The 24,835-nt window shown below is 69.4% G+C and carries 18 protein-coding genes and 1 pseudogene; 7 read left to right on the top strand and 12 right to left on the bottom strand.

Going from position 1 to position 24,835, the window contains the following annotated elements; genetic code table 11:
- Positions 1-1,432: 1,432 nt before the first annotated feature.
- Positions 1,433-1,753, bottom strand: a pseudogene (locus GF068_RS47315) (TIGR02266 family protein); the annotation flags it as partial.
- A 240-nt stretch (positions 1,754-1,993) separates the two neighbouring features.
- On the opposite strand from GF068_RS47315, the gene GF068_RS04135 reads away from it, so the two are divergent.
- Entirely contained in the window at positions 1,994-2,350 is a 357-nt protein-coding gene (locus GF068_RS04135) for a PilZ domain-containing protein (RefSeq protein ID WP_153817945.1), read from the top strand.
- Positions 2,351-2,361: 11 nt separating this feature from the next.
- On the opposite strand, the gene GF068_RS04130 is transcribed toward GF068_RS04135, so the two are convergent.
- The 7 genes from GF068_RS04130 to pilB all read right to left on the bottom strand — a co-directional run bounded on the left by GF068_RS04130 (position 2,362) and on the right by pilB (position 10,061).
- A complete protein-coding gene (locus GF068_RS04130) occupies positions 2,362-2,919 on the bottom strand; it encodes a hypothetical protein (protein ID WP_153817944.1) in 558 nt (185 codons plus the stop codon).
- 110 nt (positions 2,920-3,029) lie between these two features.
- The gene (locus GF068_RS04125) at positions 3,030-4,730 is read right to left on the bottom strand and encodes a hypothetical protein (protein ID WP_206079392.1); all 1,701 of its coding nucleotides are present in this window, start codon (positions 4,728-4,730) and stop codon (positions 3,030-3,032) included.
- 108 nt (positions 4,731-4,838) lie between these two features.
- Positions 4,839-6,026 (bottom strand): OmpA family protein, encoded by a 1,188-nt coding sequence (locus GF068_RS04120; RefSeq protein WP_153817943.1) that lies wholly within the window; start codon positions 6,024-6,026, stop codon positions 4,839-4,841.
- Complete coding sequence (locus GF068_RS04115) at positions 6,023-6,304, bottom strand: DUF4398 domain-containing protein (protein WP_153817942.1); 282 nt, start codon at positions 6,302-6,304, stop codon at positions 6,023-6,025. Before GF068_RS04115 ends, GF068_RS04120 begins: the two co-directional genes overlap by 4 nt.
- A 151-nt stretch (positions 6,305-6,455) precedes the next feature.
- Positions 6,456-7,121 (bottom strand): transcriptional repressor LexA, encoded by a 666-nt coding sequence (gene lexA, locus GF068_RS04110; protein ID WP_153817941.1) that lies wholly within the window; start codon positions 7,119-7,121, stop codon positions 6,456-6,458.
- A gap of 106 nt (positions 7,122-7,227) precedes the next feature.
- Entirely contained in the window at positions 7,228-8,346 is a 1,119-nt protein-coding gene (locus GF068_RS04105; protein ID WP_153817940.1) for a type IV pilus twitching motility protein PilT, read from the bottom strand.
- A 2-nt stretch (positions 8,347-8,348) separates the two neighbouring features.
- Positions 8,349-10,061, bottom strand: a complete 1,713-nt coding sequence (gene pilB / locus GF068_RS04100; RefSeq protein ID WP_153817939.1) for a type IV-A pilus assembly ATPase PilB — start codon at positions 10,059-10,061, stop codon at positions 8,349-8,351.
- A gap of 83 nt (positions 10,062-10,144) precedes the next feature.
- Here pilB and GF068_RS43330 point away from each other — a divergent pair, with 83 nt between their 5' ends.
- The 3 genes from GF068_RS43330 to GF068_RS04085 all read left to right on the top strand — a co-directional run bounded on the left by GF068_RS43330 (position 10,145) and on the right by GF068_RS04085 (position 16,103).
- Complete coding sequence (locus GF068_RS43330; RefSeq protein ID WP_338046213.1) at positions 10,145-11,368, top strand: FHA domain-containing protein; 1,224 nt, start codon at positions 10,145-10,147, stop codon at positions 11,366-11,368.
- Positions 11,365-12,666 carry a protein kinase domain-containing protein gene (locus GF068_RS04090; protein WP_170319291.1) on the top strand — a complete coding sequence of 434 codons (1,302 nt, stop codon included), beginning with the start codon at positions 11,365-11,367 and terminating at the stop codon, positions 12,664-12,666. Before GF068_RS43330 ends, GF068_RS04090 begins: the two co-directional genes overlap by 4 nt.
- Before the next feature lie 128 nt (positions 12,667-12,794).
- The gene (locus GF068_RS04085; protein ID WP_153817937.1) at positions 12,795-16,103 is read left to right on the top strand and encodes a tetratricopeptide repeat protein; all 3,309 of its coding nucleotides are present in this window, start codon (positions 12,795-12,797) and stop codon (positions 16,101-16,103) included.
- A gap of 36 nt (positions 16,104-16,139) precedes the next feature.
- Here the strand turns inward: GF068_RS04085 and GF068_RS04080 are convergent, their stop codons facing one another.
- On the bottom strand, positions 16,140-18,272 hold the full coding sequence (locus GF068_RS04080; RefSeq protein ID WP_153817936.1) for a M3 family metallopeptidase: 2,133 nt from the start codon (positions 18,270-18,272) through the stop codon (positions 16,140-16,142).
- Between the two features lie 49 nt (positions 18,273-18,321).
- Between GF068_RS04080 and GF068_RS04075 the strand changes: the two genes are divergently transcribed.
- The gene (locus GF068_RS04075) at positions 18,322-18,618 is read left to right on the top strand and encodes a hypothetical protein (protein WP_153817935.1); all 297 of its coding nucleotides are present in this window, start codon (positions 18,322-18,324) and stop codon (positions 18,616-18,618) included.
- Positions 18,619-18,631: 13 nt separating this feature from the next.
- Here the strand turns inward: GF068_RS04075 and pruA are convergent, their stop codons facing one another.
- Positions 18,632-20,263, bottom strand: a complete 1,632-nt coding sequence (pruA, locus tag GF068_RS04070) for an L-glutamate gamma-semialdehyde dehydrogenase (RefSeq protein WP_153817934.1) — start codon at positions 20,261-20,263, stop codon at positions 18,632-18,634.
- A 92-nt stretch (positions 20,264-20,355) separates the two neighbouring features.
- On the opposite strand from pruA, the gene GF068_RS04065 reads away from it, so the two are divergent.
- A complete protein-coding gene (locus GF068_RS04065; protein ID WP_170319290.1) occupies positions 20,356-21,360 on the top strand; it encodes a DUF2804 domain-containing protein in 1,005 nt (334 codons plus the stop codon).
- A gap of 4 nt (positions 21,361-21,364) precedes the next feature.
- Here the strand turns inward: GF068_RS04065 and ligA are convergent, their stop codons facing one another.
- The gene (gene ligA / locus GF068_RS04060) at positions 21,365-23,329 is read right to left on the bottom strand and encodes an NAD-dependent DNA ligase LigA (RefSeq protein ID WP_153817932.1); all 1,965 of its coding nucleotides are present in this window, start codon (positions 23,327-23,329) and stop codon (positions 21,365-21,367) included.
- A 22-nt stretch (positions 23,330-23,351) separates the two neighbouring features.
- A complete protein-coding gene (locus tag GF068_RS04055) occupies positions 23,352-23,828 on the bottom strand; it encodes an NUDIX hydrolase (protein WP_170319289.1) in 477 nt (158 codons plus the stop codon).
- A 132-nt stretch (positions 23,829-23,960) separates the two neighbouring features.
- Here GF068_RS04055 and GF068_RS04050 point away from each other — a divergent pair, with 132 nt between their 5' ends.
- Positions 23,961-24,806 (top strand): carbon-nitrogen hydrolase family protein, encoded by an 846-nt coding sequence (locus GF068_RS04050; RefSeq protein WP_153817931.1) that lies wholly within the window; start codon positions 23,961-23,963, stop codon positions 24,804-24,806.
- Positions 24,807-24,835 lie beyond the last annotated feature (29 nt).

Below are 24,835 nucleotides of genomic sequence, written 5' to 3'. Positions count from 1 at the left end.
GCGGGGCTCGCACCATGCGGGTCGACGTGATGCTGCACGAACACGCGTGTCTGTGTCCGCCCGGGCTGCGAGGCGCGGGCGGACATGAGGGAGCGGGAGGGGGGGTGGGGAGGGACGCGCGAGCGGCCGGAGGGCGGCCGCCCGCGATGGATCACTCGTATTCGTCGCCGCCCGCGGGGGGCTTCGGCGCGGGCGGGGGCGGCTTCGGGGTCTCGACCTTCGGGGCTTCGACCTTCGGGGCTTCGACCTTCGGGGCTTCGACCTTCGGGGCCTCGACCTTCGGGGCTTCGACCTTCGGGGCCTCGACCTTCGGGGCCTCGACCTTCGGGGCCTCGGTCTTCGGGGCCTCGGTCTTCGGGGGCTCCACGGCCGGCGCGGCCGACGCGGGGGGCGCTGCGCTTGCCGAGGACGAGGGATCGGGCGCTGCTGCGCTCGTCGAGGCTGCGGGCACGACCTCCGGGGTCGGGGCGGGCGTCGGGGCGGGCTTGACCTCGGGCTTGACCGACGGCGCGACCTGCGGGGTGGGCGCGGGCGGCGTCTCGTTTTTGCCCTGGCCGAGCGCGAGGAACAGGCCGCCGCCGATCGCCGCTGCGATGAGCAGGATCGTCAGCACGCGACCGCCGCCGCCGCTCTCCTCGGCGGGCTCGGGGGGCGGGGGCGCGGCTTTTGCTGCGGCGGCCTTGGGCTTGGTGCTCTTGCCTTCGCCTTCCTTCGCTTTCGTGCCGCGGACGTCGACGGTCTTGGCCTCGCGACGGTCTTCGCCGTTGCTCTTCTTCGTGGTGGTCGCGGCCTTCTTCGACTCGACCTTCTTCTCGGAGTCGGCCTTCTTCTCTTCGGGCTCGCTCTCCTCGGCCTTTGCTTCGGCCTTGGGCTCCTCGGCCTTTGCTTCCTCGGCCTTGGGCTCCTCGGCTTTTGCCTCCTCGGCCTTGGGCTCTTCGGCCTTGGGCTCCTCGGCCTTTGCTTCGGCCTTGGGCTCTTCGGCCTTCTCCTCGACCTTGGGCTCGGCCTTCTTCTCCTCGGCCTTCTTCTCCTCGGCCTTGGGCTCTTCTTTCGCGAGCTCGATCTTGCCGCCGTTCACGTCGTCGAGCGAGCTGCCCGTGCCCGCGAGGGCTTGCTTCAGGAGCTCCGCGGCCTGGCGCATCACGGTGCGCTCCTCCGGCGGCGGCATGTCCTGCTCGGGCGTCGTGGACGGGAAGAATCCGCCACCACCTGCGTCGGCCTTCTTCTCCTCGGCGGGCGCCGTCGTCGTCGGCTTGCCCGCGGCCTTGGCCGCTGCGCCGACTGCGCCGAGGCCGAGCATCGTCGACGCGCGCGGTCCGGTCTTCGCCGCGGCGGGCGCGGGCGTGGCCGCTCCATCACCTTCGTCGCTCGCGCCGCTGGGGTTGCCCGCGTCGTATGCGTTCGGGCCGCCCTTCTGGTTGTCGACGAGGCGCTGGATCATCGCCTTCGAGTCGTCGTCGATCTTGATGAACTTCACGCCCATGCCGGCAGGCGACTCGTCGCTCGCCTGATCCGTATCGCGCTTCCAGACGACGCGGCCCACGCCGCTGAGCACGGACTTCTCCTCCTGGATGCGGATCTCGAACTTGAGCAGCGTCCCGGGGGGGAAGGGCGACGACGTCTTGATGAAGATGCCGCCCTTGCTCACGTCATGTGAATGGTTCTCGATGAACTCGTCGACGGTGGCGCTCTTGTAGCGCACGGTCATCGAGAGCACCTTCGCCCGCGGGTCCTTACGAGTGTCCTCAGCCATCAGGGTAGAGCTCCCATCTCGATCAACGAAGGGTCGCTCCGGGTTGCCCCGGCGCGAGCAGCGGCGCGGATGTTACCTTGAGGTCGCGCACAAACCCAACTACGTTGTAACCGCCTGCGGCGGGATTCTTTTCGCGTCCTCGTTCGCCCGGAGACGTCGTACGCCCGAGCCCGCTCGTCGATCCCGCCGATCGAGCGCGCCGCGCGCGCGTCGCCTCCAGGATAGAGATATCATTTCCGCATGTCCGCACGGGACCACTTCCGCGCGCACGGACGAAAGCGCATGGAGCTCGAGGCCACCCTCCTCGACCAGGAGGGCCGCGCCCGCGGCGTGACCATCCGCGATCTCGGGCTCGGCGGCGCCGGACTGGAGATCCTCGACCGTGACATTTCCGGCAGTGCTGGGGACGAGCTCACCCCCGATACGTCCGTCACCCTGGAGGTGACGACGCCGTCGCTCTGGGATCCGCTCCGCTTGAACGGGACCGTCGCCTGGATCCGCCGCGGCACGCCCGGCGGACGCCGCACCCGCGCCGGCATCCGCTTCGAACACCACGACGCAGGCACGCTGCTGTCGCTCTTCCAGATCCTCTCGTAGAAGCGCGCGCTTCAGGCGAGCAGCCGCGCGCGGTGCCCTTCCTGGTTGTAACGGACGGCGTAGAGGCCGCCGAAGAGCGCGGAGGCGCCGATCGCGAAGACCCAGAACAAGGGGCCGAAGATCATGCTCGCGCCGAAGAGCTTGCCGAACACCAGCACGATCAGCGACGCCGCGAGCACCACGCGCATCGGCGCGGCGTACGCGAGACCGATCCCGGGGACGAGCGCGCCGAGCAAGACGCCGAGCGTCACGCTCTTCTGCGCGGCCGGCGTCGCGCTTCGTCGCGTAAACGTCACGGGCGTGGAGCGGAGAGCTCGCAGCGGACGTACCTCGCGCAGGCGCACGAGCGGCGCGGGCTTCACCGTGGACAGGCCGCGGACGCGGTAGACCACGACCCCCTCGGCCTCGTCGACCTCGAGCTCGAGCAGGCCCTCGCGGGCCATCCTGTCGAGCCCCCGCTGCACGCGATCGGGCGGCGTCCGCAAGTGCGCGACCACGTTGGCCACGGTGAGCGGCACACCGCGGCTGCCGAGCTCGATCACCTCGACCTGGAAACGCTCGTAGCTCACCCGCGATCTCTAGCGCTCGCGAGACGGAGGCGCAGCGCGTCGAGATCGTTGGTGTACGGACGATTTTCGTGGATGGGACGGGCCGCACGCAGCGCGACCGGGGCGCGCGCCTAAAACGCGAAGACGGGGCCGACGGCCGGCGCGATGACCAGGGCGGTCGTGGTGATCATGTACATGAACTTCAGCTCGCCAGTGACGCCGAAGTTCGGCGTGAAGGCGTAGGTGGCGCCGGCGCCGAACGAGATGAAGTTGAGGCCCGAGATCTGGTAGGCGTCGAGGTCGCGGCTGACCGCCGCCGGGCTGCCGGGGCAGCTGTCGTCGGCGGGATCGATCTCTTCCGTGCCGTTCCTCTGGAGCTTGTCGCAGACCGTGACGGGCACGGACGCCGAGACCTTCCCGAGGCCCACGCCGAGGAAGCCGTACGGCCGGACCTTGCCCTGCTCGAACTGGCTGCCCATGAACGAGTACCAGCCGCGCAGCTCGCCGTGGATCGGCGGGAAGTTGACCATCTGCGGGTGGATCCCGTTCGGCGGCTGCTCCTCGCTCGTGGGGTGCCCGCCGAACGCGATGCCGAAGCGAACGCCCGCGCCGATCGTGCCCGGGCCGATCTTGGCGATCTCGCGATCGTACGACGCGAAGACGCGCCCGCCGGCCGGCGCGAAGCCGCCCTGGATGCCGTTCGTGCCCTGCGCCGCGATGGGATCACCGAAGAAGCGATCGGTGCCGCCGGGGTAGAAGCAGTAGTACGTGTCGCTGTCGCCGGAGCAGACGTTCTCGGCGCTGCTGACGTACATCAGGTCGAGCTGACCGCCGAGGCCGACGATGTTCTTCTTGCCCTTGCCGGCAGGCTGCGGGCCGTCGTCGCCGCCCTCGCGCTTGCCCTCTTCGCACGCGCCGTTCTGGCAGATGAGACCGGCCTGGCACTCCTGATCGGCCTCGCAGGTCGCGCCCCAGCCCTTCTCGCCGCGCTTCTCGCCCTTGCCGCTCGCGCAGCCCGGCAGGCCGGGCGGGCAGTCTTCCTTCGCCGCGCACTGCTTCGGCGGCTTCTTGCCGGGGAGCGAGGGCTCGTCGCCCTCGAGCTCGCGCTTGATCGGGACGCGGTACGGATCCTTCTGCGAGCCCGCCTTGAGCTGCTCGCCCTGGTCGTCCGTGGCGACGATGTAGTACTTGACGTCGCCGGTCGTGGTGACGTCCGCGCACGGGATCTCCGCGCCCCAGCCCTTGCCGACGCGCTGCATCTCGAGCGACGTCCACTTCGATGCGCCGAAGGGCTTGTACCGGAGCATCGCCTTCTCGACGGTGATGTCGTCGCCGATCTCGATGTAGACGGGCACGGGCGTGTTGACCGCCTGCTCCGCGATCGGCGAGTGCTCGAGGTCGCCGCCGGGCCCATCGTCGCCGCCGTCGCCGCCGTCGTCCCCGCCGCCGCTCGGCTTCGGCGGAGCCTTGCTGGGCTTCGCTTGCTTCTTGGCCTCTTCGAAGGCCTTGCTCAGCTCGGGCGTGGTGAACGCCTCGAGCAGCGCGGCGTTCGGATCGGCCTTGAGGGCCTCGATGAACTCTTCCTTCGACTTGTCGAGCTTGTTCGAGCCGCCGTGGACCGTGCCGAGCGCGATGTGCAGCTTGGCCACGACCTTGGGACTACAACCATCGTCGCCGCACTTCTTGAGCGCGTCCTTGAGCTTCTTCTCGGCCTTGTCGAACTCGACGGCGAGGTAGTCCTCGTCCATCGCCTGGTCGTGGAGCTTGAGGGCCTCTTTGTCCTTCTCTCCGGCGGCGTAGGCCGCGCCCGGGTAACCACAAAGGCCACCCACGACGAAAGCAGAGAGCGCAAAGGCAGCGAGCGACCCAAACGGACGAAGATACACGGCGGTCTGTCCTCCGGGAGGAGCGATGAGGGGAGGCTGGTCGGTACCGAGGTTTTACTTCTGACCTTCGGTCCGGACAAATTGCACGCGTCGATTGAGCGCGCGATTCTGATCGGTCGTGTTCGGGACGAGGGGGACTTCCATACCGTAGCCGTGCGACGTGAGCCGGCCCGGCTCGATGCCCTTCGCCACGAGGTACTTCAAGACGGCCGCAGCGCGGCGATCCGAGAGCTTCTTGTTGTACACGGCCGAACCCTTGTTGTCCGTGTGGCCCTGGATCTCGATCTTGATCTTCGGGTTGTCCTGAAGAACTTGCGCGACCGCGTCGAGGATCGGGAAGCTCTCCGGGCGGATCTTGTCCTTGTCGAACTCGAAGTGGATCTGCTGGGTGATCTTGATCTCCTTCTCCGTCACGACGACGAGAGAGGGCTTCTTCGGGCACCCAGGTTTGTCGCCGCCGGCCACGCCCGGCTCGTTCGGGCACTGGTCCTCGAGGTCGACGACCGTGTCCTTGTCGTTGTCCGGCTCGGGGCAGCCGTCGGCGTCCTCGTAGCCGTCCGGATCCTCGGGATCGTTCGCGCAGCTCTTGCCCGTCGAAGGATCCTTGTCCGCGTCGTCGAGGATCGTGTCGAGGTCGTTGTCGAGCTCCGGGCAGCCGTCGTCGTCGAGGTAGCCGTCCTTGTCCTCGGGCAAGAGGACGCAGCTATCCTTCGAGTCCGGCAAGCCGTCGCCGTCCGTGTCCGGATCGTCGGGGCAGCCGTCCTCGTCCTGGACGCCGTTCCACGTCTCGGCCTCGCACGGGCACTTCGTGTCCTGCGGATCGAGGTAGCCGTCGCCGTCGCAATCTCCAGGAGGCGGCGGGGGCGGCGGCGGGGGCGGCGGCGGCGGCGTCTCTTCCTCGATGAAGCCACGCTCGGCGCACTTCTGCGGCGGCGAGAGGTCGTAGGCCGCGTGCGCGTTCGCGCGCGCGATGTCGAGGTGCGCCTTCGCCTTGAACAAGAAGCCCTGATCGAGCTCCGTCTCCGCGAACGTGAGGTGGCTCTTCGCCGTCGCGAGCTCACGCGGCGCGCAGCGGATCGCGCCGTTGCGCTCGGCCTGGCCCGCGATCTTCGTCAGGCCCTCGATGTCGCCGCGCATGCCCGACACCTGCGAGCACGAGGCCTGACCGAGCGCCACGATCACGAGCGCGGGCAGCACAAAACGCCCGCGAGGACGCGCCGCCTTCTGCATCTTGCTCTTCATCGGCCCGATCCCTCGTGCGCTTGTTTCGCGAGGACGATGGCTTTCTCGGCGTACTCTTCAGCCGTGCCCGCGAACTTGATCGCGTCGCCGTAGTCGGCCGTCGAGGCCTCTTCCATGGCCTTGTGAAGGTGCAACTTCGCGTACCAGAACTCGTAAGGCGCGTAGCGCTCGGCGCCGAGCGCCTCCGCCGTCTCGAGCTTCGAGGAAGCGCTGCTCGAGGTGATCGCGTAGATCGAGCCACCACAGCCGGTCGCGCCGGTGAGGAGGAGACCTCCCATCGCCGCAAGCACCCAAGCTCCACGCACGTGCGCCTTCACGATTCGCGTTCTTTCTGGAGCGACGACGGAACCGATCCGTCGCTCCCATCCGTGCCCCGGACGCTACCAAGCGTACGCGCCGCGCGTCAACGGTGTGCGGCAGAGGCCGCTCTCAAAGTCTGCGGAAGACGCCGACCACGACGCCGAGCAGCATCGTCGGCTTGAAGTCCGTGGCCCGCACGAGGATCGGGGCCATCTTCGAGTTCGCCGGCTGGAACCGGACGTAGTCCTTCTCGGGGAAGTAATACTTGACCGTCGCTTCGTCCCCGATGAGCGCCACCACGATCTCGCCGCGCTGCGCCGTGGGCTGGCGCCGGACGAAGATGTAGTCGCCGTTCAAGATGCCAGCCTCGATCATCGAGTCGCCGGTCACCTTCAAGCCGAAGACCTCGCGGTTGCCACGGACCATCATCCGATCGATGCGGACCGTGTCGATCAGGTGCTCCTCGGCGAGCAGCGGCAAACCCGCGGCGATCCGGCCGACGACCGGGACCTCGAGCAAGTCGTCCTCGGGCGCCTCGGCGGGCAGCGAGATCGGCTCGTCCGCTCGTGTGTTCGCGGCGGACATGTCCTTCGGACGCAAGGCCCGGCTCTTCATGTCCTCCCGCGTCAAGTACCCCTTCCGCTCGAGCGCACGCAGGTGATCGTTCACCCCGTTCGTGGAGCGAATGCCCATGTGTGCGCCGATCTCCCGCAACGTGGGCGGATATCCCCGCTCGTTGATGGACTGGCGGATGTAGTGCAGAACCTGCTGTTGGCGCTCGGTGAGGCCTTGCATCGCAGCGCCTACCCTACTGAACGGGCGGGGGGGTGTCAAAACTCCTGCTTTGTTTCTTACGGGAGGATCCGGGGAGGGGACGCGCGAGGCTGGATCCGCGGGCTCGCTAGGTAGCGGGGCCTCGGCGGACGGCGCGCCCTTCGATCATGGCGCGCAGCTCCTCGATGTCACCCGCGTGCGCGAGCGCGTCTTCGAGCGAGATCAAGCGGCGCTGGTAGAGGCCGTAGAGGCACTGGTTCATCGTCTGCATGCCGCTGCCCGCCTGGCCGACCTGCATCTGCGAGTAGATCTGGTGGAGTTTGTCCTCGCGGATGAGGTTCCGGATGGCCGCGTTCGGCACCATGATCTCCACCGCGAGCGCGCGGCCTCCGCCGACCTTCGGGACGAGCTGCTGCGTCATGACCGCCGCGAGCGTGAAGCTGAGCTGCGCGCGGACCTGCGACTGCTGATGCGCGGGGAAGACGTCGATGATGCGGTTGATCGAGGAGACCGCGCTGTTCGTGTGCAGCGTGGCGAAGACGAGGTGGCCCGTCTCGGCGATCGTGAGCGCCGCCTCGATGGTCTCGAGGTCGCGCATCTCGCCGACGAGCACGGCGTCCGGATCCTGGCGGAGGATGTACTTGAGCGCGTCCTTGAACGAGGCCGTGTCGGCGCCGACCTCGCGCTGGTTCACGACCGAGAGCTTGTGGTTGTGGATGTACTCGATCGGGTCCTCGACCGTGATGATGTGCAGGCGCTGCTCGGAGTTGATCTTGTCGATGATGCTCGCGAGCGTGGTGCTCTTGCCGGAGCCGGTCGGGCCGGTGACGAGCACGAGGCCGCGGGGCTTGTTGGCGATCTCGGCGGCGACGGGCGGCAAGCCGAGGTCTTCGAAGGTCAGGATCTTGAAGGGGATCTGGCGGAACGCGCCCGCGACGGCGCCGCGCTGCATGAAGATGTTGGCGCGGAAGCGGGAGACATTCGAAAGGCCGAAGGAGAGGTCGAGCTCGTTCTTCTTCTCGAAGGTGATCCTCTGATCCTCGCTGAGGACCGAGTAGCAGAGCTCCTTCGTGTCCTCGTCGTTGAGCGGCGGGAGCTTGAGCGGGACGACCGAGCCGTCGATGCGCAAGAGCGGAGGCGAGTTCCGCGTGATGTGCATGTCGCTCGCCCCCTTGTCGACCATGACCTTGAGGAGCTGCTGGATCGTGTAACGGAGCGGCTCGCGCCCCGGCGTCTCCGCGGTCATGGCTAGTCTCCCATCGTGACGCGTCCGACCTCCTCGGTCGTCGTCATGCCCTGCATCACCTTCTCGATGCCCGCCATGCGCAGGGTCATCATCCCGTTCTTGATCGCGGCCGTCTTGAGCTCGGCGGTCGAGGCGCCCTGCAGGACGAGCTCCTTCAGGTTGTCCGAGAAGCGCATGACCTCGTAGAGCGCGACGCGGCCCTTGTAGCCCGAGCCGTTACACGTCTTGCAGCCCGCGCCCTTCATGAGCTTCGCGCTCTTGATCTGCTCGGGCGTGAAGCCGAAGTCGGCGAGGAAGCGCGGGTCGGCCTTGTAGGGCTGTCTGCAGTCGGCGCAGTTCTTCCGCGCGAGGCGCTGCGCGAGCACGAGGTTCACGCTGGCGGTGATCAGGAAGGTCTCGATGCCCATGTTGAGCAGGCGCGAGATCGTCGAGGGCGCGTCGTTCGTGTGCAGCGTGGAGAGGACCATGTGGCCCGTGAGCGCAGCCTTGACCGCGATCTCGGCGGTCTCGAAGTCGCGGATCTCGCCGACCATGATGATGTCCGGGTCCTGGCGCAAAAAGGAGCGCAACGAGGCCGCGAAGTTCAGGCCGATGGAGTCCTGCATCTGCACCTGGTTGATGCCGTGGAGGTTGTACTCGACGGGATCCTCCGCGGTGCTGATGTTGGTCTCGACCTGGTTGAGCTCGGAGAGCGCGGAGTAGAGCGTCGTGGTCTTGCCGGAGCCCGTCGGGCCCGTGACGAGGACCATGCCCCAGGGCTGGTTGATCGCCCACTGGAAGTCCTCGAGGGGCTTCTTGTCGAAGCCGAGCTTCGTCATGTCGAGCTGGAGGTTCGACTTGTCGAGCAGGCGCATGACGATCTTCTCGCCCCAGATCGTCGGGCAGACGGAGACGCGGAAGTCCATCTCCTTGCCCTTGCCGAGCTTGAGCTTGATGCGGCCGTCCTGCGGGAGGCGGCGCTCCGCGATGTCGAGCGAGCTCATGATCTTGAGCCGGCTCGCGATCGCGTTCTTGAGCTTCATCGGAGGCTGCATCTCCTCCACGAGCACGCCGTCGATGCGATACCGGACGCGGAGCTTCTTCTCGTAAGGCTCGATGTGGATGTCGCTCGCGCCCTTCTTGATCGCGTTGAGGAGGATCGCGTTGACGAGCCTCACGACCGGCGCGCCCTCGGCCGCCTTCTCGAGCTCGAGGAGGTTGACGTCGTCGGTCTCGACCGTGAAGTCGACCTGCTCGTCGCCGAACTCGGCGAGCATCTCGTCGTACGAGGGGCCGGCCGAGTAGGCGCGCTCGATGGCCTGGGTGATCGCGCCCTCGGAGGCGACACGAGGCTCGACGATGGAGCCCGTGAGGAACTTGATGTCGTCGATGGCGTGGAGGTTCGTGGGATCCGCCATCGCCACGACGAGCGAGGTGCCCGACCGGAACAGCGGGAAGATCTTCTGCTTCTCGCAGACGTCGCGCGGTACGAGCTTCAAGACTTCGGGATCGAACTCGGCGCTCTCGAGGTCGGCGACGGGGACGCCGTACTGGGTGGCGAGGAAGCTCGCGATGTCGTCGTCGGACAGGTAGCCGAGCTTCGTCAGCACCTGGCCCAGGTTGGTTCCGCTCTTCCGTTGCTCTTCCTGCGCCTGGCGGAGCTGCTGCAAGCTGATGAGCTTCTCGCGGACGAGCAGCTCGCCCAGGCGGGTCTGACCGGTCGTGAAGTTGGACATCGAGCCTGCGATGGTCCGCGGAGGGAAGGGGAGAGTCAACAGGTCTCGCCGAGCGCTTCCGAGGCGCGCTACCATGCCGCCCAGTGGGTCTCTTCGATCGCTTCCTGCGCTGGGGCGAGGGCCGACGAGCCAAGGAGGCGCGCGCCCGGGAGCTCGCCGGTGACCTCGCTTCCGCGGCCACGCTGTACGTCGAGGCCGAGCTGCCGGACGACGCTGCGCGCGTGCTCCTGCTCCGCGCCGACGCCGAAGGATCGGCCGAGCAACGTATCGCGTTCTGCGACGTCGCCGCGCGCACCGCAAAGAGCGAGGAGCTCCAGAAGCGAGCGCTCGGTCGGAAGGCGCATCTGACGCTCGACGTGATCCGCACCCGCGGCGGCTCGTCGCTGAAGAGCGAGCTCGCCCGCGTCGCCCGCGAGCTCGAGAGCGCGGGGCAACTCGAACGAGCCGCCGAGGTCTACGCCGAGCTCGGGGACGCCGAGTCGGAGATCCGGGTGCTCACGGAGATGGGCGCGATCGAGAAGCTCGAAGAGCGCCTCAAGGCGTCCCACGCGGAGTCTCGCAAGGTCCGCGAAGTGACGGACGTGCGCAGGCGCGTGGCCGATCTCGATCGGACCGCCGAGCGCCGCGCCGCGCTGGAGGTCGCGCGGGCCGCGCTCGCCGAGCGAGACGACGACGTCGTCGCCGACGCGGCGCGCGCGATCCGAGCTCGCCTCGCGACGGGCCCGCAGGTCGATCTGGAGATCGGCGGAAAGCTGCACCACGTCGCGCTCGGCGAGGAGGTGACGATCGGCCGCGGCGAAGCGACGATCCTCGTGGGCGCGCGGGCCGTGAGCCGCACGCACCTGCGCATCCGCCGCGAAGGGAGCGAGGTCTTCGTGGAGGATCTCGACACGCGGAACGGGACGATGCTGGCCGGGGCGCGGATCGAGGGAGCGATCCCGGTGGGCCAGGGGATCCGCCTCGAGCTCGGCGGCGAGGTGCCGTGCGTGATCGAGCGGCCGACGTCGTCGCCCGAAGGAGAGCTCGCGCCGGAGGGCGTGATCGTGACCGTGGCCGGAACACGTCTCCTCGCGCCGCTCGGCGCGCTCGTGGTGGGCGCGCTCCGTGTCGATCACGTCGCGCACGGCGAGAGCGGGTTCGTGGTGCTGCGGACGCCGAGCGGGGCGCCGCGGCCGATCCTGGGCGAGTTCGAGCTCGCCGCCGAGGTGGAGCTCTGCCAGGGCGACGAGATCCGCGCGCGCCGCGGCGGGCCCGTGGTGTTACGCGTGGCCGGAGGGGGCCGCGAAGGGAGCGGGAGCTTCGCGTGAGTTTGTGGCGGAAGATCAAGGGGAGGCTCTTCGGCGAGGGCGACCTCGCCGCGGCCGAGCAGGCCCCGAGCGACGCGGACGAACGCGCGAGCGCGAAGGTGGGAGAGCCACGCGACGCGCCCGCGCCTGCCGCCGTCGATGAAGCCTCCGCCGAGCTCGCGCAGCTCGCGCGGGTGGGCGCGCCGGACGGGCCGAGCGAAGAAGCCGCGATCCTGCTCCTGCGCAAGGCGCGCGGGACGGTGCGGGAGGCCGAGGCCGCGGCGCGGGTGCGGGAAGCCGCGGAAGCGCGCCCCGTGCCCGAGGCCGTGCGGCTCGCGTGCGCGGACATCCTCGCGGCGCGTGGAGACGAGCGGGGCGCGCTCGAAGCCCTGGCGAACGCGTCGAGCACGCCGGCGCTGCTGCTCGCGGCGGATCTGCACGCCTCGCTCGGCCAGCTCCCGCGGGCGCTCGGCACGATCGAGCGCGTGCTCGCGCGGAGCATCGACACGCCGGGCGCGCGGGAGCGGCACACGCGGTGGCGCGCGGCGCTCGGCGCGGCGCCCGGCCCCGCGCGGCGGCTCGACGAGGCCACGGTGGTGACGGACGCAGGCGCGCGCGCGCCGTTCCGCCTGCTACGCGAGGTGGCGCGTGGAGGCGCAGGGACGGTCTACGAGGCGGAGGACGAGCTGCTCGGCCGGCGCCTCGCGTTCAAGGTTTACCATCGGCGCGGGCGCGATCGAGAGCACCTCGAGCGCGAGGCGCGGCTCGCCGATCGGATGCGCGGTCCCGGCGTGATCCGCGTGCTCGACGCCGATCCGGAGGAGGGCTGGCTCGCGCTCGAGTGGTTGCCGCGTGGCTCGGTGCGCGACGTGCTCGCGCGGGGTGATCTCGAGGCGCTGCTCCCGATGGAGCGCTGGGCGCTCCCGCTCGCCCGGGCGCTCGCGCGGCTCCACGCGGCGGGGTTCGTCCACGCGGACGTCAAGCCGGCGAACGTGCTCCTCCGGGACACCGGCGAGCCCTTGCTCGGCGACTTCGGCATCGCGCGTCCGCTCGGCGCCCGCGGCGAGGGGGGCAGCGCCGGGTACGTCTCCCCCGAGCGTATCGCCGGCCGGCCTTGTGACCCGCGGGACGACGTGTACGGCTACGGCCGCGTGCTCGAAGACGTGCTCCACCGGCTCGGGGAGCGAGGGCTCGCCTCGGACGAGGCTTTGCGCTTCCGGGCGTTCGCCGACGTGTGCATCGGCCCGGACGATCGGCGCCCGGCGAACGGCGCCGAGCTGGTAGGGCGGCTGCCCACGGCGCGAACGAAGGGCCCGTGAGCGCCGGCGCGCGGATTGCGGCCCAGGATACCGGGAGCGCGGGGGGCTTGTCGTTCGCCGCGCTCTCCGCGCCCGAGGCCTGGTAGATTGCCCTCTTCGATGAAGGCCCGCGGCCCGGGAGCAGCCTGATGCGCTTGGCGATCGTCGCGACGCCCTCGCCCCTCTCCGACATGCGCGCGCCGCCTGGCGCGCTCGACGGCGACATCCTCCGATCACGTCTCCCCTCGGACGACACGGCGTTCGAGGTGGTGGACATCGATCCGCTCGTGGATCTCGCCGAGCAGCTCGACACGCTCTTCGAGGCGCGCAAGCCGGGCCCGGAGGACGAGATCCTCTTCTACGTCTCGAGCCCCGTCGCGGTCTCGGTCGACGGCGAGTTTTTTCTCTGCCTCGATCCCGAGAACCCGCAGACGGGCGACGCGCTCGCCGACGTGGTCGCGGTCTTTCAGGATCACGTCTCGGGGCCGGTGCTCTTCGTGCTCGAGTGTCGTCACGCGCCTGCGCCGGCCGATCCGTTCCGCAGCGCGACCGTGGTCGCCGCCGCGAAGGACGCGGTGAACCCGTCGCGCAGCGGGATCGAGCTGCTCATCGCCGCGCGCCCTCTGTCGCACGGCGTGGAGGAGAGGCCGTCGCCGTTCACGCGCGCGCTCATCGGCGCGCTCGACGACGCGGACATCGAGCGCGGGCTGCTCGCGCGGATGCTCTACGAGCGCATCAAGGAAGGGATCGTCGGCGCGGTGCCGTGCTTCGCCCACGCGCGCGGCTGGACGCCGTTCGCGTTGATCCCCGTGCCCGTCGGATCGCCGATCTGGAAGGACGCGGGCGTGCTCGCGCTCGCCGACGCGCCCTCGACGCTCGACGCGGAGGCGCTCGGCCTGGGCGAGCGGCTCGAAGAGGTGACGCTCGAATCGGAGGCGGCCGAGGCGCTGCTCGGGGGCCTCGGCAAGCCGCTCACGCGTGTCGAGGCCGTCGATGCGCCGCCGCTCGGCGCCCACGCGTCGGAGATGTCGCCGCCGAGCGTGGATGTCGTGCTCGACGACGCCGCGTTCGGCGAGGGCGGGCCCGCCACGACGTTACGCTCGCGTATCATGCCGAGCTCGGCTTCGCCCGAGCCCACGACGCCCGAGCCCACGAGGCCCGAACCTCTGCCGGAGGTCTCGCCCGAGGCCGCGCCGATCGAGCTGCGGAGCGATCCACCCGCGGCCTACGCAGAGGCGACGTTGCCCGAGGATCGATCGTTCACGCGGCAAGAAGAGTCCGTGCCGCGGGTGATCATCCACGAGCCCGCGCCTCCGTCCGTCGCGCCGGCGACGACCCCGAGCCCGCAAGTCGAAGGTATCGTCTCCGCGCCCGCGCCGCGGATCAGCGTGGTGCCGGCCGAGCCCTCGGCGCCCTCCGCGTCGCCTCGCGCGTCCTCGCCGCCTCCCGAGCCCGTCGCGTCGCCCGAGACGCCGCCGGCGGTGGAGACATCGCCGGCCGTGCGCCACCGCGACGTGGGCGACGCGATGCTCGCCTCCAAGGATCACGAGGGCGCGCTCGGCGAGTACCGCAAGGCGCTCGGCCACCTCGCGCCCGGGGATACGGAGGAGCGCGCCGAGCTCTACGTTCGCCTCGCGACCGCGAAGTGGGGACAGGAGAAACGCAAGGAGGCGATCAGCAACCTCGACAAGGCGCTGACCCTGCGCCCCGAGTACCGCCCCGCGCTCGAAGCGCTGGTCGTGCTGAACGTGGCCGAGCGCGATTTCCGCGCCGTCCACGCCGCCGAGGAGCGCCTGCTCGCGACCCTCACGAGCGAGACCGAGCGCTTCGAGCACCTGATGGAGTTCGGCGAGCGCTGGGAGAGCATCGGCTCGGATCCCGGCCGCGCGCGGACCTCGTTCGAGCGCGCCCGCGACATCCGCCCCGAGGATCTCCTGGTGCTCGGCAAGCTCCGCCGCCTCTACGAGCACGCGAGCGAGATCGACAAGGCCATCGAGACCCGCCGCCGCATCGCCGAGCTCACGCCGGTCCCGCGTGATCGCGCCGCGACCTACCTCGAGCTCGCGACGTATTGCCAGGACATCGACCGCGAGGAGCTGGCGATCGAGATGCTCGAGCTCGCGATCGACAGCGACTCCAGCATGCTCGAGCCGCTCGACACGCTCGCGCGGATCCTCTCGGAGCGGCAGGAGTGGAGCCAGCTCGAGGCGATCTACCGGCGCGCGCTCTCGCGCCTCGACAGGCTCCCGCAGGGCGAAGCGCGGCGCCGCGCGGCCTGGGAGATCGGGCGGCGGCTCGGCCTGCTCTTCCGTGATCACCTCGAGGATCCGACCGTGGCGCTCGCCTACTTCGAGCGCTCCGTCGACGAGCGGCCCGAGGATCTCGGCGGCCACCTCGTCGTCGCGGATCTCGCCCGCACGCTCGGCCGCCACGAGCGCGCGCTCGTGCACCTGCGTGACGCGGCGAAGCTCGATCCGCAGCGCGCCCAGTCGTTCCACGATCTCTTCGACGTGGCGCAGAAGCTCCGCCAGCCGGACGCCGCGTACGCGGCCGCCGTCGTGACCACGCACCTCGGCGTGGCCGAGTCCCGCGAGCGGTTCCTCCACGACGAGCACAAGCCGAACGGCGTCCCGCGTTTCCTGAGCGCGATGCCCGCCGAGGGCTGGGACCTCTTGCGCGACGAGCGGAGGGACACGCTCACCGAGGGCGTGCTCGAGGCGATCGCGAGCGCGGCGATCGCAGCCCGGCTCGAGCAGCTCGCCAGCGAAGGGAGGTTGCCGGCGCTGGATCCATCCCAGAAGCAGGACCTTCAACGCAGCACGATCTCGATCGTGCGTTCGTTCGCGTGGGGCAGCCATTTCCTCGGCGTGATGCCGCCCGCCGTGTACGTGCGCGAGGACGCGGCCGTGAGCCTCGTGGCGATCCCCGCCGAGGAGGCGACCGTGCTCGCGGGTCAGCACGCGCTGCGTGGTCGTACGCTCGCGGAGCTCGCGTTCCTCGTGGGTCGGCACCTCACGTATCACGTGGGCCATCACCGCCTGCTGCTCTTCTACCCGTCGCTGGAGGAGCTCAGCGCGTGTTTCGTCAGCGCGATCGCGATCGCCCTGCCGGACGAGCCGATCCCGGCGAAGGTGCGCGACGTGGTGCTCGCGTACAAGCCGCTCTTCGAAGCGCACCTCGACGAGGAGCGACGCGCGGCGCTGGAGCAAGCCGTCTCGGCGTTCGCCGGGGCAAACGTTCGTCCGGACCTACCCCGCTGGGCCGCGGCCGTGGAGCGCTGCGCGACGCGCGCGGGTTACATGCTCTGCGGGAGCCTGGAGGTCGCCTCGACGCTGCTCCGCGCGGAGCCGCGAGGCACGCTCGACGCGGAGACGAAGATCGTCGATCTGATCGGGTTCACCGTCTCCGAGGCACACGGGACGTTGCGCGAGGCGATGGGAATCTCCGTGCAGCCTTGAGGAAGGCGGGGGCGCGAGCCGCGCCCCCTGCCGAGATCACTCTTTGCCCTTGAGGTAGGCGAAGTACGCGTCGTGGCTCGGCGCGCGGCCGAGGAAGCGCGTGATCATCGTCCGCTCGTCCTCGCCGCCGCCCTTCGAGAGCACCTCGGTCCTCCAGGCGGCGGCCGTCGCCGTGTTGAGCAGGCCTTCCTTGCGGAAGCGCGTGAGCACGTCGCGCGAGAGGCTCAGGGCCCACTGGTAGCCGTAGTAGCCCGCGTCGTAGCCGATGAGGTGCCCGAAGCTCGACTGGAAGTGCGTCCCCTTCACGTACGGGAACACGTCCACCTTGCTCTGCACCTCCTCCACCACCTTCGTCGTGTCGAACGGCGCCTTGCGCGCGTGCATCTCCTGATCGAGCGACGCCAGGAAGAGCTGCCGCTGCGTCGCGAGCGCGAGCCCGAACGTGCGCGCCTTCGTCATCGACGTGAAGATCGCGTCCGGGATCTTCTCGCCCGTCTTGTAGTGCTTCGCGAACGTGTCGAGCACCTCGCGCGACCACGCCCACTCCTCGAACATCTGCGACGGCGCCTCCACGAAGTCGCGCACCGCGTTCGAGCCCGAGTACGTCGCGAGCTCCGAGCGCGTGAGGAGCTGGTGCAACACGTGGCCGAACTCGTGGAAGAACGTCGTCACCTCGTCGTGCGACATCAGCCCCGGCTGATCACCCGTCGTCTTCGGGAAGTTGCACACGAGCGCCGCCATCGGCTGCTGCCACGTCCCGTCGGACAGGCGCTTCGCCGTGCGCACGCCGAACATCGCCGCGTGCTTGTACTTGTCGGCCCGCGCATACAGATCGAGGTAGAACTTCCCGATCTTCTCGCCCTTCGACCACACCTCGTACGCGGTCACGTCCGGGTGCCACGCGTTCGCCGGTACCTCGCGGTACTCGAGCCCGTACATGCGCGCGGTGATGTCCATCAGGCCCTTCTTCACCGCGCCGATCTCGAAGTACTCGCTGAGCGCTTGCGAGTCGAAGTTGTACTTGGCCTTCCGGACCTTGTCCTCGAGGTAGTACCGATCGCCCGGGTAGAGGACGTCCGTCTTCTTCCCGCCGAGCCGCACGTGCTCCTTCTTGAGCTCCTCGAGCTCCGACTTCACCGGGTCCTTCAGCGCGGCCGAGAGGTTGTCGAGGAACTCGCGCACGTTCTTCCGGCTCTTCGCCATGCGCGGCTCGATCGCGTAGTCCGCCCAGGTCTCGTAGCCGAGCAGCTTCGCCTTCTCGGTCCGCAGCGCGAGCAGCTCCTCGAGCAGGCGCACGTTCTGCTTGCCGCCGCGGTTCGTGAACTTCACGTAGAGCTCGAGCGCGAGCTTGCGGTTCTTCGCGTACGTGATGAACGGGAAGTAGTCCGGGTAGTCCGTCGAGATGCGGACCTTCTTCTTGTCGTTCGCCTTGTGGCTCGCGACGTACTCCTTCGGCAGGCCCTCGAGCTCCTTCGGATCGACCTCGATCCACTCGGTCGAAGCGCCGATGTTCGACATGAACTCCTGGCCCTTCTTGGTGATCTGCGCGTTGAGCTCGCGCAGCCGCGCCTGCTTGTCCGCCGCGAGCTCCAGCCCGTTGCGCCGGAAATCACGCAGCACGTCCGCGAGCAGCCGCGCGCGCTCGCCTTCGAGCTTCTCGCCCTTCTTCGCGTAGGCCTGGATCACCGAGGCCACGTCCGCGTCGAGCCAGAGCGACGTCTGGAACGCGTCCGTCTTCGGCTCGCACGCCTTCGCCGCCTCGCGCACCGCCGCGTCCGGGTGCGCCACGCCCATCAGATACGGGAACTCGCCCGCGCTCATGAGCTCGAGGATCACGTCGTCGAAGCGGCCCACCGTCGACGCGAACGTGAGTTTTTCCGCTGGCGCGCCCTTCTGCGCCTTGATCTCTTCCGCGAGTGACTTCGCCTTCGCGAGGTGCTCGTCGCAGAGCTTGCGTGCGCCGTCCGGCGTCATCCCGACGGCGACCGGATCGAACTCCGGCTTCGGCGCGGGGGCGGGCGGCGTATCCGCGGTTTTTGCCGGCGTTTCGACGGCCTTGTCAGCCGCGACGACGTCCGCGTTCGGGGGCGTCACGGCTTCCGGCGTCGAGCCACCGCAGGCGAGGAGGACGAGTGCCAGCGAGACCAGGGGAAAGCTCGGGGTGCGCATCGAGCGCCCGTATACCACTGCCGCGGCCCGCCTGCGTTATCCTCGACGCATGCGCCTTTCGACTCTCTTCGTGCTTCTCTCGACCTTCGCGCTCTCCGCCTGCGGCGATCGTTCGCCCGAGGATAGCTGCGCCGTCATCTGCGAAAAAAGCGCCCTCTGCCAGCCCGGCTCGAGCGAGGCGGTCTGCACGTCCACCTGCATCGACCTCGCGAAAGACGACGCGTCCTACGCCACGTCCATCTCCCGCCAGGCCGACTGTTACGAGGAACAAGCCGACTACTACGAGGACGAGAAGGGCGTCTGTCTCGCCCTCGAAGGCGGCGCCTGCCAGGCCACGCCGGAGTGATTCGGCGCGCTCGTCACGGCTCGGACTGGAACGGATACGGCACGGCGCGCGGCGGCTCGAAGTTCTCTTTGATCACGCGCGGCGACGTCCAGCGCAGCAGGTTCAGCACGCTGCCCGCCTTGTCGTTCGTCCCCGATGCGCGCCCGCCGCCGAACGGCTGCTGCCCGACCACTGCGCCCGTGGGTTTGTCGTTCACGTAGAAGTTGCCGGCTGCGCGGCGGAGCGCGTTGCTCGCCTTCTCGACGAACACTCGATCCCGCGCGAAGACCGCGCCCGTCAGCCCGTACGGGCTCGTCTCGTCGCAGAGCGCGAGCGCCTCGTCTTCCTTGCCGTCCTCGTAGGGCCACACCGTGAGCACCGGGCCGAAGAGCTCCGTCTCCATGAGCGTGTGCTTCGGATCGTCCGTCTCCATCACCGTCGGCTCGATGAAGAAGCCCTCCGCGTCGCTCCACTCGCCGCCGCAGATCAGCCGCGCGTGGCCGCCTCGGCGCGCGTCTTCCACCGCGCTCGTGATCCGCGTGTAGGCCTTGCCGTCGATCACGGCGCCCATGAAGTTCCGGAAGTCCGCGACGTCGCCGACGCGGATCATCCGCGTGAGCTCGACGATCCGCTCCTTCAGCGCCGGCCACATCGACTTCGGCACGTACGCGCGTGACGCCGCCGAACACTTCTGCCCCTGGTACTCGAACGCGCCTCGCACGAGCGCGACGGCGAGCGCCGTCGGATCCGCGCTCGCGTGCGCGAAGACGAAATCCTTGCCGCCCGTCTCGCCCACGAGGCGCGGGTACGTCCGGTACCGATCGATGTTCTCGCCGACCTTCCGCCACATCCACCGGAACACCGGCGTCGAGCCCGTGAAGTGCACGCCCGCGAGGCTCGGGTGCTCGAAACACTGCGTCGTCACCTCGGCCGGATCGCCCATCACGAGGTTTATCACGCCGTCGGGCAGGCCCGCCTCGCGGAGCAGCGTCATGATCCAGTGCGCCGAGAGCAGCGCGTTCGCCGACGGCTTCCACACCACGGTGTTGCCCATGATCGCCGGCGCCGTGGGCAGGTTCGCCGCGATGGCCGTGAAGTTGAACGGCGTCGCCGCGAAGACGAACCCTTCGAGCGGCCGCGGCTCCATCACGTTCCACGTCCCGGGCGAGCTCTGGGGTTGCTCCGTCGCGATCTGACGCGCGTAGGCCACGTTGAAGCGCAGGAAGTCGATGAGCTCGCAGGCCGCGTCGATCTCCGCCTGATACGCGGTCTTGCTCTGTCCGAGCATCGTCGCCGCGTTGAGCAGCGGCCGGTAGCGCGTCGCGAGCAGCTCCGCCGCGCGCAGGAACACCGCCGCGCGCGCCGTCCACGGCATCTCGCCCCAGACCTTCTGCGTGGCGAGCGCGGCGTCGATCGCCTGCGCCACGTGCTCGCGCCCTCCCTCGTGCGCCCGCGCGAGCAGGAGGCTCCGCTTGTGCGGCGCGCGCACGTCGACCAAGTTGCCCGTGCGGACCTCGCGACCGCCGATCACCATCGGGATCTCGATCGTCTCGCCGGACATGCGCGCGAGTGCGGCCTTGAGATCCGCGCGCTCGGGCGTACCTGGAGCGTACGAACGCACCGGCTCGTTGACGGGAAGGGGCGTGTTCACGATCGCGGCCTGCATGGCGCGCGAGTCTACCACTCGGATCCGCGATGGCGCTTCCGCGCCGTGCGTCGGTTCGTGCCGTCTTCCCGGAGCTCGCTATTCTCCAGGGAATGCAGATCCACCGTGCTCCGCCCGAAGCGATCCTCGACCCGACCACCCAGAGGCCCCGGTTCGGCACGTACGCCGGGGGCCTGCCGCCCGTCGCCTTCGGGGCCGCCGCGAAGAACCCGTTCACCCGCCTGCGCCGCGAAAAGCGCTGGTTTTACGTGACCCTCGCCTCGGACGAGCTCATCTGCGCCGTCGCCATCATCCGCCTCGGCTACGCCTCCAACGCCTTCGCCTTCGTCGTCGATCGTCGCGAGGGCCGCGCCGTCTGCGACGAGACCACCATGGGCCCGCCTTTTACGGCCTTCATCGGCGACAGCGGCGGCGAGGGCTGCCTCGCCTCCTACCACCTCGGCAGCAGCCACCTCTCCGTCTCGCGGCCGATCGGACAGAGCGATTACGTTGTCGATGTACGAATGCAAAATTTCGAGCTCCAGGCGCGGCTCGGCACCACGAACGCTCCGCCTGCGCTCGGCGTCGTCGCGGCGCTTCGCGAGGACCTGTTCTCGACCACGGAGAAACGCGCGCTCCTCTCGGTCGACGGAACCCTCGTCGCCGGAGGCCGCAGGTACACGCTCGAGCACGCGCTCGCCGGCTACGACTTCACGGCGGGGCTGCTCGAGCGGCACACCGCGTGGCGCTGGGGCTTCGGCCTCGGCCGCACGTCGGACGGCAAGCCCATCGCCTTGAACCTCACCGAAGGGTTCGTCGGTGATCGCGAGTGTGTCGCGTGGATCGACGGCGAGATCGTGCCGCTCTCCGCCGTCCGTTTTTCCTTCGACCGCGAACGACCTCTGTCCGACTGGCAGGTCCGCGCGCCCGACGAGGGCGTCGATCTGCGCTTCTCACCGAGCGGCCTCCACGCCGAGCGCCACGACCTCGGCATCGTCCGCTCGCGTTTCCTCCAGCTCGCGGGCGAGTTCTCGGGGCGGATCCTGGTCCCGGGCCGCGAGCCGATCACGATCGAGCGGCTCGCGGGCGTCACCGAGGATCAGGACACGTACTGGTGAGAGGTCAGGAGACCTTCACGCCCTTGTCTTGCAGGAGCTTCACGAAGCCGGCCTCGTCGAGGAGCACCGTCCCGTATTTCTTCGCCTTCTGCGCCTTGCTCGATCCCGAGTCGGCCTCGGCGCTGACGAGGTACTGAAGCTCCTTCGTCACGCCCGAGAGCACGCGCCCGCCGTTCGACTCGACGAGGTTCGTCATCTCGCCGCGCGGACGGCTGAGCGCGCCCGTGAAGCAGAACGACATCCCCGCGAGCGGCCCCTCCTGCTCCTGCGTCACGGGCACGATGCCCTGCGCGATCAGCCGCTCGATCTCGGCTTTGCGGCCCTGCAGCCCGCGCACGATCATGCCCGCCTTGATCGGACCGAGCCCCGAGATCCCCGCGAGGTCCGCCTCCGTCGCCGCGAGCAACTTCTCGATCGTCGTGTACCCCGCCGACACGAGCAGGCGCGCCGTCTGGATGGCGAACCCCTCGATGCCGAGCGCGGCCAGGAACACGGGCAGCGTCAGCGGCAGGCGGCTCGTGAGCTCGTCGAGCACCTTCTTCGCGATCTTGTCGCCGCGCCGCTCGAGGTCCGCGATCTGCTTCGGCTTCAGCTTGTACAGATCCCCCGGCTCCTTCACGAGCTTCGCCTCGACGAGCTGCTCGATCAGCTTGTCGCCCCACTCGAGCGCGCCGATCGCGTCGATCCAGTTGTGGATCCGGCCCTCGACGAGGGCGGGGCACTCCTGGTTCCTGCAGAGCAGGTACTCGCCGCTCGTCACGAGCTCCGCCGCGCAGCGACGGCATTTCGTCGGAGGTTGCTCCGTCTTGCCGCCCTTCTCGACCACCTCTTCGACGTACGGGATCACGTCGTTCCGGCGCGACACCAGCACCTCGTCGCCCACGCCGATCCCGAGCGCGCGCACGTTGCTCATGTTGTGCAGGCTCGCGCGCTGCACGACCGCGCCCGCGAGCTCCACCGGCTCCACGATCGCGACGGGCGTCACGCGCCCGCTCGGCCCCGTGTCCCAGAGGATCTCCACCACCTTCGACACCTTCGCCTGCGACGCGAACTTGAACGCGATCGCCCCGCGCGGCCGCCGGTTCACCTCGCCGAGCAACGTCTGCGAGGCCGTCGAGTTCGCCCGCACCACGAGCCCGTCGATCTCGTAGTCGAGCCCCGCGCGGATCTCCGACGAGTACTTCCGGTAGAACCCGAGCACGTCCTTCAGCGTGCCCTTCGCGGTCCACGGCGTGCCGAAGCCCTGCTTGCGCAGGAACGTGATCTTCTGCTCTTCGGTCGTGACGTCGAGGTGATCGGCCACGTCGTAGAACAGCACCGTGAGGTGCTCGCAGCCCTGGCCGTCGAAGCGCTTCGACGTCCCTGCGGCGGCGTTGCGCGGGTTCGCCACGCCCGGGAACGACTTCTTCATGTCCGACAGCTTGAGGATGATCTCGCCGCGCACGCTCAGCGTGAGCTTCTCCTTCAGCCTCTGCGGCACGCCGCGCATGCGGGCCACGTTCGGCGAGATGCGCTCGCCCATGATCCCGTCGCCGCGCGTGATCGCGTCGGCGTACTTGCCGTCGCGGTAGATCACCTCGATCGAGATCCCGTCGAGCTTCTCCGCGACGAAGAGGTCGTCCGAGATCGCCTCGCCGCCTTCCTTCACCACGAGCTCGTCGCAGCGCGCGGCCCAGGCCTCGAGCTCGGCCTCGTTCACGACCTTGTTCAGCGAGCCCATGGGGATCTCGTGCCGAGCTTTTTCCCACTCGGTCACGGTCACGGGGGCGCCGACGCGGGCCAGCGCCGGGTGCGTCGGGTCGAGGTCGCGCAGCTCGTCCTCGAGCGCGTCGTAGGCGGCGTCCGAGATGTCGGGTTTGCCGGCGTAATAACTCGCGCGGTAACGCTCGATGCGCTCGGCGAGCTCGTCGATCCGCGCTCGCACGGCCGGATCCGGCTGTTTGTCCCAGCCGTGGTGCAGGTGCGTCATCCTCGTGTCCTCCCTCGAATCGTCACTCGAACACCACCTCGCCGCGGCGCGCGGCGGCGAGTATGTCGTCCATCCCCATCGCGAGCGGCGCGGGCAGCTCGTCGTCCACGAACAGCCGCGCCTCGCGGATCTCCAGCCGGTTCTTCGGCGGCTTCTTCGGCTCGCCCACACGCGCCGAGACCACGATCGTCACGGCGTGGAACCGAAGGTCGCGATCCGGCCGCGAGAACACGCCGACGATCTCGCCGATCGTGACGTCGTCGACGCCCGCTTCCTCGTCGAGCTCGCGCACGACCGTCGTTCGCAGTGTCTCGCCCCACTCGACCGTGCCTCCGGGCAGCGCCCAGGTCCCCGTGTCGGCGCGCCGGATGAGCAGCCACCTGCCGTCCTCCGTCCGGGCGGCCACGGCCACGCCGACCACGGGCCGCTTGAGGAGGTGCCGCACGATCTCTTGCGCCACGCCGAGAACCGACCGCGGCAGGTACGAGAGGGGCCCCATGCGGCGCGCAGAATAGCGACCCGTCCGAGGTCGGGAAGGGGCATGCTCCACGCCCCCGTCGATTTCTGTGGACGATCCGCGAGGTCGACACGCACGCGGACCACGCGGGAAGGGTAGGCTAGCCTTCCCCGCATGCGTGAGCCTGTCGTCGTCGCTGCCGTGCAGATGAACAGCCAGGCGGACCTCGCCGAGAACCTCGGCCGCGCCGAGCGCCTCGTGGCCGAGGCCGCCGCCCGCGGCGCGCAGATCGTGGTCCTGCCCGAGAACTTCGCCTTCATGGGCGGGGACGACGACGAGCGGCTCCGCGTCGCCGAGGATCTCGACGCCCACGAGGGAGGCCGGATCCGCAGCTTCCTCGCGGAGAACGCCACGAAGCACGGCCTCTGGATCCTCGCAGGTGGCCTGCCCGAGCGCTCGCCCGATCCGAAGCGCGTCCACAACACCTGCGCCGTCGTCGCGCCGTCAGGCGAGATCGTCGCGCGCTACCGCAAGATCCACATGTTCGACGTCGAGGTCGGCGACGGCCAGCGCTACCGCGAGTCGGCGTCGTGTATGCCCGGCGAGCAGCCCGTCGTCGTCGAGGCACGAGGGGCGCGGATCGGCCTGTCGATCTGCTACGACCTGCGCTTCCCGGAGCTCTACCGCGAGCTCGTCTCGCGCGGCGCCGAGGCGCTCATCGTGCCGGCAGCGTTCACGCTCGCGACAGGCAAGGATCACTGGCACGTGCTGCTTCGAGCGAGGGCGATCGAATCGCAGTGTTACGTGATCGCAGCGGCGCAGTGGGGCATCCACCCGAAGGGGCGCAGGACCTACGGGAAGTCGTGCATCGTGGACCCGTGGGGCGAGGTCGTGGCGCAAGCATCGGAGGGGGAAGGGGTCGTCGTGGCCACGCTCGATCCGCGCTACCTCGAGCAAGTCCGCGCGAGCTTGCCGTCGCTCCAGCACCAGAGGATCGGCGCGGCGTCGCGCAAAGCTTGAGGTGACTCCCGGAGTCGGCGTACCTTCCC

Origin of the sequence: Polyangium spumosum (genome assembly GCF_009649845.1) — a bacterium.
Lineage (GTDB): Bacteria > Myxococcota_A > Polyangia > Polyangiales > Polyangiaceae > Polyangium > Polyangium spumosum.
The sequence above is the reverse complement of the archived record's forward strand: the minus strand, read 5'-3'. Positions and strand labels throughout refer to the sequence as shown.

What these genes read in the sequence shown, in the direction of transcription:
- GF068_RS04085 (WP_153817937.1), top strand. Translation starts at nt 12,795, where the DNA reads ATGCGCTTGGCGATCGTCGCGACGCCCTCGCCCCTCTCCGACATGCGC.
- GF068_RS04080 (WP_153817936.1), bottom strand. Translation starts at nt 18,272, where the DNA reads ATGCGCACCCCGAGCTTTCCCCTGGTCTCGCTGGCACTCGTCCTCCTC.
- pilB (WP_153817939.1), bottom strand. Translation starts at nt 10,061, where the DNA reads ATGTCCAACTTCACGACCGGTCAGACCCGCCTGGGCGAGCTGCTCGTC.
- GF068_RS04115 (WP_153817942.1), bottom strand. Translation starts at nt 6,304, where the DNA reads ATGGGAGGTCTCCTCCTCACCGGCGCGACCGGCTGTGGTGGCTCGATC.
- ligA (WP_153817932.1), bottom strand. Translation starts at nt 23,329, where the DNA reads ATGACGCACCTGCACCACGGCTGGGACAAACAGCCGGATCCGGCCGTG.
- pruA (WP_153817934.1), bottom strand. Translation starts at nt 20,263, where the DNA reads ATGCAGGCCGCGATCGTGAACACGCCCCTTCCCGTCAACGAGCCGGTG.
- lexA (WP_153817941.1), bottom strand. Translation starts at nt 7,121, where the DNA reads ATGCAAGGCCTCACCGAGCGCCAACAGCAGGTTCTGCACTACATCCGC.
- GF068_RS04120 (WP_153817943.1), bottom strand. Translation starts at nt 6,026, where the DNA reads ATGAAGAGCAAGATGCAGAAGGCGGCGCGTCCTCGCGGGCGTTTTGTG.
- GF068_RS04075 (WP_153817935.1), top strand. Translation starts at nt 18,322, where the DNA reads ATGCGCCTTTCGACTCTCTTCGTGCTTCTCTCGACCTTCGCGCTCTCC.
- GF068_RS04055 (WP_170319289.1), bottom strand. Translation starts at nt 23,828, where the DNA reads ATGGGGCCCCTCTCGTACCTGCCGCGGTCGGTTCTCGGCGTGGCGCAA.
- GF068_RS04105 (WP_153817940.1), bottom strand. Translation starts at nt 8,346, where the DNA reads ATGACCGCGGAGACGCCGGGGCGCGAGCCGCTCCGTTACACGATCCAG.
- GF068_RS04065 (WP_170319290.1), top strand. Translation starts at nt 20,356, where the DNA reads ATGCAGATCCACCGTGCTCCGCCCGAAGCGATCCTCGACCCGACCACC.
- GF068_RS04135 (WP_153817945.1), top strand. Translation starts at nt 1,994, where the DNA reads ATGTCCGCACGGGACCACTTCCGCGCGCACGGACGAAAGCGCATGGAG.
- GF068_RS04050 (WP_153817931.1), top strand. Translation starts at nt 23,961, where the DNA reads ATGCGTGAGCCTGTCGTCGTCGCTGCCGTGCAGATGAACAGCCAGGCG.